Genomic DNA, 1,892 nt, shown 5'->3' with positions numbered 1-1,892 from the left:
CCAGGCGACTCAGCTCACCGATGCGGTCGCCGTGTTCAAGACCGATCACGTGCAGGCCACCGCACAGCGACGCGCGGCGACCCGGATTGCACCGACAGCGGTGCCACCTGCGCAGAAGCCCAAGTTGGTGGCAACGGCCTACACGCCCAAGGCGGTCGCAAGAACGGTCGCGGTCGCTTCCAGCGGATCCGACTGGACCGAGTTCTAAGCGCCCTGTCGACCTCGCTCTTACGCAAACGACGGTGCTGTCTTCAGCACTGTCGTTTGTTGGTGTCGGTTACAACATCACATACGACGCGTTCGAATCGCAGCTGCGAAACGCCAGCAGCGCCAGCGCACTTAAACGCTTTTCCGCCTTCAAACCAGCACCGCGACGGACCGTCTTTCGCCACCCGTTGAGCGTCGTGCATGCCAGCGCTGCGGTGTGGTGTGGTCCTGCTCGCTAGCCGCACATAAACGGCACCGAAATCGCGTGTTCGATGTGTGATGAATTGCTTAAGCGCCAAATCAGTCAGCCGCTAATCAATTCAGCGACGAGGTGACGTCTCGAAAGCACGCAACTGCACCGTGACCACACCAAGGTCGATCCCGGAGCGCTGTACGTCGGGCTCCGAATTTCCATGCTTTACAAGCTCAAGGCTCATTCGATGAAACAGCTAAGTCTTTCGACACAATTGGCACTGGGCTTCGGCGCAGTTGTTCTTGTGCTCTTGATCGTCGCAACGGTGGGGCTGCGTGGGCAGTCCGAATTGTCGGACGCGGTGGCCATGAACGACCACACCTATCAGGTCATTGCCACCGGCCGCGCCATGTCCATTGCCTCGGTCAATGTGGAGACCGGCGCACGCGGCTTTTTGCTGTCCGGGCAGGAAACGCATCTGGTGCCCTACAACAACGGCAAGGTGCAGTTCGAACAAGACTTCACCCGCGCCAAGACGTTGACCGCCGATAACCCGGTGCAGCAGCAACGCCTGCAGCGCCTGCATGCGGCCTACGACCAATTCATGAGTTCCGAAGACAAGCTGATTGCGCTGCGTGCCCAAAGCAGCGACAGCGAGTTGTCCGCGCTACTCACCCAGTTCAAGGCCGGCCATGAACGTGCAGCGATGGGCCAGATCCGTCAGCTGCTGGTCGACTTCGAAGGGCAGGAAAACGAACTGCTGGTCAAGCGCAGCGCAACATTGAAGGCCGCAAAGACCAGCAGCCGTTGGTCGATGATCATCGGCAGCGGCGTTGCGGTGCTGGTGGCGCTGGTGAGCGGTTGGCTGATCCGTCGTCGCCTGATCAATCGTCTGGGCACCGCCTCGCACGTGGCCGATTCCATCGCGGCCGGCAACGTGTCCATCAGCGTGGACAGCACCGGGACCGATGAAACCGGCCGTCTGCTCGCCAGCATGAGCAAGATGCAGCAACAGTTGCAGAAGGTGTTGCATGGCCAGCAGGAAATGAAGCGCCGGCACGATCAAGGCGAACTGAACTTCCGTCTGGACGAAGCCGCGTTTCCTGGCGACTACGCAACCATCGTGCGCGGCAACAACGATCTGGCCGCCTCGCACGTGGCAGTGATGATGCGACTGGCGCAGATCATGGGGCAGTACGCTGTCGGTGATCTACGCGAAGACATGGAAGCCCTGCCCGGCGACAAGGCCGTGCTCAGCGACACCATGGCCAAGGTCAAGGACAACCTGTCTTCGGTCAATCGCGAAATCAAGCATCTCTCGCAATGCGCCGCCAATGGCGACTTCAGCGCCCGCGGCGATGCCGACAACTTCCAGCACGACTTCCGCGTGATGGTGGAAAGCCTCAACACCTTGATGGCCACCGCCGATGGCAACCTGCAGTCGCTCTCGGGCTTGTTGCAGTCGATCGCTGCCGGCGACCTGACCGCACGC

Annotated in this window: 2 protein-coding genes; both read left to right on the top strand. The window is 60.8% G+C overall.

Features of this window, described 5'->3' with window-relative positions; translation table 11 throughout:
• The coding region (locus XBLMG947_RS23220) for a hypothetical protein (protein ID WP_209437483.1) at positions 1 to 208 on the top strand (208 nt) is incomplete at its 5' end.
• 559 nt (positions 209 to 767) lie between these two features.
• On the top strand, positions 768 to 1,892 hold a 1,125-nt coding region (locus XBLMG947_RS14340; RefSeq protein WP_139074403.1), incomplete at its 3' end, for a CHASE3 domain-containing protein.

The organism is Xanthomonas bromi, from assembly GCF_900092025.1.
In the GTDB taxonomy this organism is placed as follows: domain Bacteria; phylum Pseudomonadota; class Gammaproteobacteria; order Xanthomonadales; family Xanthomonadaceae; genus Xanthomonas; species Xanthomonas bromi.
This window is presented reverse-complemented; position numbering and strand designations above follow the sequence as displayed.